Raw genomic sequence first — 7087 nt, forward strand, 5'->3', positions numbered from 1 at the left:
GACAATCAAGACCGCGCAAACGCAAGGCATCCAAGCGGCAAGTCAGTTGCTGCCCGCGATCTACCTCGAACGCCAAATGCAACTGGAAGCATCGGATTTGCATCAGGTAGAGCGGCAGGAAGACTTGGCGGATCGATCAATGTGGCGAAACGATTCCAAGCAACTGCAGGCACATGAGCGGTTGCTGGAAGCGAGAATCCGACTGCAAGGCCTAAAGGAGAGGCTGGGCAAACAGCTGTTTCCGTTGGTAGAAGAAGAGAAACTGTTGTCCAATCAGTACGGCGACAGCTATCCGTCGCTACGAGAATTACGCAAGAAAATAAACCAAATCCGTGACCTGTATGACGAGCAAATAAAATCGGTCGAGGCGGAAATCGCCCTTGAGAGTCGATTCGTCGCTGGCTCGGCGATTGGGATCTCCGCTTCAGAAACCAGGGCACCCGACGCCGCGACAAACGCGACCGATGCGATGGAAAGCAATGAGTCTAGGTTAGCCGAGTTGATCGACTCATACATCAGCTCATTGCAACAGGATTTGGCCGACCTGGATGCGACCGACCTCACCTTGGCCTCGCAATATCAGTCGATGACGCAGCGGATGGAGCAGCACCGAGCCAAAGTTCGCGAATCAGAGCTTTATCAGAACGAGCATGATCATTTAATGGACGAAATCGCACTGACGCAACGACGTTATGACGCTTTGATAAGTCAACTCGGCCAGTTTGACATTAACAAGGACTACGGAACTTATCGCACCACTGTAATTTCGCCGCCAAGCACGCCGTCTCGGATTGCTCCTAACGCTCTGATGATCACGCTGACATCTGGTATGATCGGATTGCTGTGCGTATTTGGCTGGGTAGGGTGTGCCGAAATCGCCGATCGCACCTACCATAATCCTGATGCGATCCGTGATTTGGGCCTTCCCATTCTCGCCAAGATCCCTGAACGCAATCGGGATCGCAAACGTTTCCAACCGCGCCAACCGCAAACGCTCTGTACGGTTCACGAACCTGAATCGGCCGATGCCGAAGCCTATCGGTCGGTCCGGACGGCACTGGACTGTATCAATCACACCGGCACCAACATGGTGATTCAAGTAACCAGCCCCATGGCGGGTGACGGCAAATCGACTTTGGCTGCCAATCTAGCGGTCTCGATTGCCCAGTCCGGTAAACGTGTGCTATTGATGGATACCAACCTCCGTACGCCGACAATGCACAATCTATTTAGCAGCGCCAATCACATCGGATTGTCAACGCTGCTCAGCGGGCACTCCACACCACGTGACGTCATTCGAGAAGTGAATACGGCGGGACTGTACCTGTTGACCGCTGGACCGCTGCCGAAACGTCCGGCGGACCTGATTGCCTTGCAGCGATTCGCTCGCTTCATCGATTGGCTAAGAGACCGATTTCAATTTGTGATCATTGATACACCGCCGATCCTATTGGCCAGCGAATCACGTGTGATTTCGGTATTGTCGGACGGCGTACTATTGACCGTCCGTTCGCATCACAACGATCCTGCAGAGACCCAGCAAGCGTGTGAGTTGCTTGAAATCGCAGGAGCCAACGTGTTGGGAGTGGTGGTCAACGAAACGACTTGCGGCACATGTCGTCGTCGCAGCTTTGCACCGCCCCAGATCATGAATACATCTGCTGTTCCAACCGCCATCAAACGGCGTGTCCATTAGTACCACCAAGACAAAACCACCGAAATTGAGACTGCAGAACTTAGCGGTACATTCTTGAGTTCTGACACAAAAAAAGACGGCGGTGATTTTAAATCACCGCCGTCTTATTAATGAACAATCGATCGTGACCCAATCTATCGTGACCACATAACGGATGGGGGCATCCGATCCGGTTTAAGAACCTTGCTGTTCGCCGCCACCGCTGCTGCTTCCGCCGCCGAACATGTTGTCCAAAGCTTCGTTGCTGGCAGGTGCCGCCGGCGCATCGCTGCTTTCGCTGTCCATTGCCGGAGCATCGGTTGGTGAAACATCCAGCGGTGAAATGGTTGGCGCCGCCGGTGCCGCAGGAGCTTCTTCGCCTGCATTGAGCAGTGGGAAGCTTTCTTCGAGTGATTGAACCGGTGCCGCAGCCAACTCTTCCAATGCTTCGCGACGGTAATTCACTTCGCCATCTTGGAAAATCCGGAAACCGGTACCCGCAGGAATCAAGTGACCGAGGATCACGTTTTCCTTCAATCCCACCAACTTGTCGACCTTGCCCGCCAACGCGGCCTCGGTCAAAACCTTGGTGGTTTCTTGGAAGGACGCGGCACTGATGAAGCTGTTCGACTGAACCGCAGCCTTGGTGATTCCAAGCAACTGAGTGCTCGCCGTCGCCGACTTCGGACGCTTGCCCTTAGCCGGCGTTCCGCCCAATGCTTCGATCTCAGCATTCGCTTGCTCGAACGTATCCTTTGGAATAATCGTGCCTTCGCTGTAATCGCTATCGCCCGGGTTGGCGATCTTGATGCACTTGGATAGCTCTTGGTTTGCTTTGCGGAATTGGAATCGGTCCATCACCAATCCAGGCAACAGGTTGGTATCGCCAGGATTCTCGATCTTCACCTTGCGAAGCATACGAGCGATGATGATTTCACAGTGTTTATCGTTGATTTCCACTCGTTGGGATTGATAAACCTGTTGAATTTCATGCAGCAAATATTGTTGCACTGCTTCTTCACCGGAGACACGCAAGATGTCGTGAGGCACCAAGGGGCCATCGACCAGGGCTTGACCGGCACGCACGATGTCACCGCTGTGAACTTGGAAATGCTTACCGTGAGGCACGAGGTGTTCACGTTCGATTCCAGATTCACTGCGAACGACAATGGTTCGTTTACCACGTTTTTTCTCCGCCAAGATTTCGACTTCGCCGTCGATTTCCGCGATGACCGCAGGATCCTTCGGCTTACGAGCTTCGAAAATCTCGGTAACACGAGGCAGACCACCGGTAATGTCAGAAACCCCACCGGTTTCACGCGGCATTTCGGCAAGCACCATACCAGGCGTAATTGCGGCGCCTTCTTTGGCCATGATCATCGCCCGTTCCGGCAGATACTGCACGTCGAGTGCTTTACCTTCCATGTCTTCGATCACAATTTGAGGGTGCAAGTCACCCTTGTGATCCACGATCAGCATACGGATGTTACCGCTCGCTTCACGTTCTTGACGCATCGTTTCGCCTTCGACAACGTCTTCGAAACGAACGCGGCCTTCAACTTCCGACAAAATCGGAATCGAATACGGGTTCCATTCGCACAGGATTTGACCTTCGCTAACGGTATCGTTTTCTTCGACCATCAATGTCGCCCCGGTGGGAACCGGATACGATTCGATTTCACGACCGCGATCGTCGACCAACGAGATTTCACCGTTTCGCGTCAATACAATATTGCGGCCTTCGGTATTTCGAACCGCACGCATTCGTGTCAGACGAACGATACCGGACTTCTTGCTCTTGATGTCCGACTCTTCCATCTGCTTGCTCACGCTACCACCGATGTGGAACGTACGCATGGTCAGCTGAGTTCCGGGTTCACCGATACTTTGTGCCGCGATGATTCCGACCGCCATCCCTTCTTCGACCATCGCACCGGTGGACATATCCATCCCGTAACAACGGCGACAGACCCCTAGAGGTGCATCACAGGTCATCGGAGTACGCACTTGGATCTTCTCGAGTCCCATTGCTTCGATGCGACGTGCGATCTCAGGCGTGATCATCTGGTTTTCGGCCACGATCACTTCATCGGTCACAGGGTTCACGATCGATTGGCGACTGATACGTCCGTTGATCGAATCGACCAAACTGACTTCGACCTTTTCACCACGGTAAACCACCCCTTTGGTGATCCCTTGCGTCGTCCCACAGTCGTCCATCGTGATGACCACGTTTTGGGCAACGTCAGCAAGTTTACGAGTCAAGTAACCGCTATCGGCCGTCTTCAGTGCCGTATCGGCCAAGCCCTTACGAGCACCGTGCGTCGAACTGAAGTATTCCAATACCGACAAACCTTCGCGGAAGTTCGCCTTAATCGGAGTTTCGATGATCTCGCCGGTCGGCTTGGCCATCAAACCACGCATCCCCGCCAGCTGTCGAATCTGTTCGATACCACCACGAGCACCCGAGTGCGACATCAAGAAAACAGGGTTCACATACCATCCGCCTTCGCGAATGTCGTTTTCCATCGCTTTCATCATGTCGGTCGTGATCGATTCACGAGCCTTGGTCCATTCATCGAGAACTTGGTTGTAACGCTCTTTACCGGTCATCAACCCGCGATCATAAGCCTTCTTGTGCTTCATCACCTCTTTTTCAGCATCGCGAATGAAGCTGAGTTTGGTATCTGGAGTCACCAAGTCATCGGTTGCAAACGACAAACCGCTTCGCGTCGATTCGCGGAAGCCCATCTGCATCATGTCGTCAAGCAAGTGAATCGTGGCCCGACGACCAAGTCGTTGGTAGCAGTCCGAGATGACCTTTGCCAAGTCACCGCTTCGCATCGGGAAGTTGTAATAGTCCATCCCGTCGGGCAGCATTTCGTTGAAACGCACACGACCAGGGGTGGTATCGATGACGGCTCCGTATTTGCCGGAGTCGTCCTTGGTTTTCAACTTCTGGAACTTCGGCAATCGCAGCTTGATCTTGGCATGCACATTGATAATGCCTTGTGCGGTGGCCAAGTCGACCTCGTCATACCCCGAGAACACCATGCCTTCGCCCTTACGGTCGGGCTGCTCCATCGTCATGTAGTAACAACCCATCACGATGTCCTGCGACGGACTCATAATTGGCTTACCGTTCGACGGTGCAAAGACGTTGTTGGTACTCATCATCAACGTATGAGCTTCGACTTGGGCCTCGATCGAAAGCGGCAAGTGAACCGCCATCTGGTCCCCGTCGAAGTCAGCATTAAAGCCTTTGCAAACGAGCGGGTGCAAATGGATCGCGTTGCCTTCGACCAAGGTCGGTTCGAACGCTTGGATCCCCATTCGGTGAAGCGTCGGAGCTCGGTTGAGCAGTACCGGGTGATTGCGAATCACTTGCTCGAGGATATCCCAGACCTCTTCGTCTTTACGCTCAAGCATCTTCTTGGCGGACTTGATCGTGTCGGCATGACCAAGTTCTTTCAAGCGACGAATGATGAACGGTTGATACAGTTCAAGTGCGATCTTCTTGGGCAAACCACATTGGTGCAGTTTCAAACGTGGTCCTACCACGATCACGCTACGTGCCGAGTAATCGACTCGTTTACCGAGCAAGTTTTCGCGGAAACGTCCTTGCTTGCCCTTGATCATGTCGGTCAACGACTTCAACGGCCGGTTGGACGAACCGAGTACCGGTCGTTTACAGCGGTTGTTATCGAACAACGCATCCACCGATTGCTGCAACATCCGCTTTTCGTTGCGAATGATGACTTCCGGTGCGTTCAGATCGACAAGTTTGCGCAACCGGTTGTTGCGGTTAATAATACGACGATATAGATCGTTCAAATCGCTGGTTGCGAAGTTACCGCTATCCAGCAGTACCAAAGGACGCAAATCGGGCGGAATGACTGGAATCACGTCCAACACCATCCACTCAGGACGATTGTCGCTATCTCGAATCGACTCGACGATTTTCAGCCGGTTGATCAAATCCTTTTTCTTCTGCTTCGAACCGGTCTCTTGCAGATCGACACGAAGTTTTTCCGAAAGTGTGACCAAGTCCAACTTGTTCAACAGCTTGCGAACCGCCTCGGCACCCATATCGGCGTCAAAGGCGTCATTGCCCCATTGAACTCGAGCTGCGCGATACTCTTCTTCGGTCAACAATTGACGTTCTTCGAGTTCGGTTTGGCCCGGATCGATGACGACGTAATCTTGAAAGTAGATGACCTTTTCGAGCGAACTGGTCTTCATATCCAACAAGTTCCCCAATCGCGAAGGCATCGCTTTGAAGAACCAAATGTGGACAACGGGGGCCGCCAATTCGATGTGCCCCATTCGCTTACGACGGACACGGCTGTGGGTCACTTTGACACCACAACGGTCACAAATCATGCCCTTGTACTTCATCCCCCGGTATTTACCGCAGGCACATTCCCAGTCCTTTTCAGGGCCAAAGATGCGTTCACAGAAAAGACCGTCTTTTTCCGGACGGTAGGTACGGTAGTTAATCGTTTCGGGCTTCTTAACTTCGCCGAAGGACCAACTTTTGATGTCTTGGGGTCGCGCGAGCGAGATGCGTACCGAAGCGTAGTCGTTGATGCGATCGTAGTTGCTAGTTTCGCTAATCGACATAAATTACAGGCCTTAGAAAGCAGGTTTTTAGGTGTCAGGGGGGGTGGCGACAATCGGATTGAATATCGCAAAGTCATGACCGCAGCGATCCGCTGCGGTTTCAAAACGAGAGAGGACAAGGTTCTCGCAGCGGAGCAATCGGTGCTCCGCCGGCAAAAACCCAATACCTAATACCTCTCTTAAATCGGTCGCTTCTCAAGCTGCATGTTGAGTGCCAAGCCGCGGATCTCGTTCGTCAACACGTCGAAGCTCGCAGGCGTACCTGCTTCCAACGTGTTCTCGCCCTTGACCATCGACTCGTAAATCTTGGTACGGCCTTCGACATCGTCGCTCTTGACGGTCAACAATTCCTGCAGGATGTAAGCGGCACCATAAGCTTCGAGTGCCCAAACTTCCATTTCTCCGAAACGTTGGCCACCGAAACGCGCTTTACCACCAAGCGGCTGCTGAGTGATCAACGAGTACGGTCCGGTGCTTCGTGCGTGAACCTTGTCATCAACAAGGTGATGCAGTTTCAGCATGTAGATGTAACCGACCGTCGTTTCCTGCTCCATCGGGACTCCGGTGCGTCCGTCCGTCAAGCGAATCTTACCGTGAGCAGGAAGCCCGGCTTCGGCGAGGCATTTGTTGATGTCTTCTTCGCTCGCCCCATCGAAAACAGGAGTCAATGCTTGGAAGCCAAGCTTGGCACCCGCCCATCCAAGGTGAGTTTCAAGAATCTGTCCCACGTTCATACGGCTAGGAACGCCAAGCGGATTGAGCATGATTTGGATCGGCGTCCCATCGGGC

At 53.0% G+C, this 7087-nt stretch carries 3 protein-coding genes; 1 reads left to right on the forward strand and 2 read right to left on the reverse strand.

What is annotated here, in order from left to right; translation table 11 throughout:
• Window positions 1-1696 (forward strand): polysaccharide biosynthesis tyrosine autokinase (locus RMSM_RS15145; protein ID WP_040766985.1); only part of this gene is annotated, 1696 nt, incomplete at its 5' end.
• A 174-nt stretch (window positions 1697-1870) separates the two neighbouring features.
• On the opposite strand, the gene rpoC is transcribed toward RMSM_RS15145, so the two are convergent.
• Both rpoC and RMSM_RS15155 read right to left on the reverse strand, forming a co-directional pair.
• The gene (gene rpoC / locus RMSM_RS15150) at window positions 1871-6298 is read right to left on the reverse strand and encodes a DNA-directed RNA polymerase subunit beta' (protein ID WP_008697767.1); all 4428 of its coding nucleotides are present in this window, start codon (window positions 6296-6298) and stop codon (window positions 1871-1873) included.
• Window positions 6299-6477: 179 nt separating this feature from the next.
• Window positions 6478-7087, reverse strand: a 610-nt coding sequence (locus tag RMSM_RS15155; protein WP_478212708.1) for a DNA-directed RNA polymerase subunit beta, incomplete at its 5' end; no start/stop codon positions are given.

The sequence above is a fragment of the Rhodopirellula maiorica SM1 genome (genome assembly GCF_000346295.1).
Lineage (GTDB): Bacteria > Planctomycetota > Planctomycetia > Pirellulales > Pirellulaceae > Novipirellula > Novipirellula maiorica.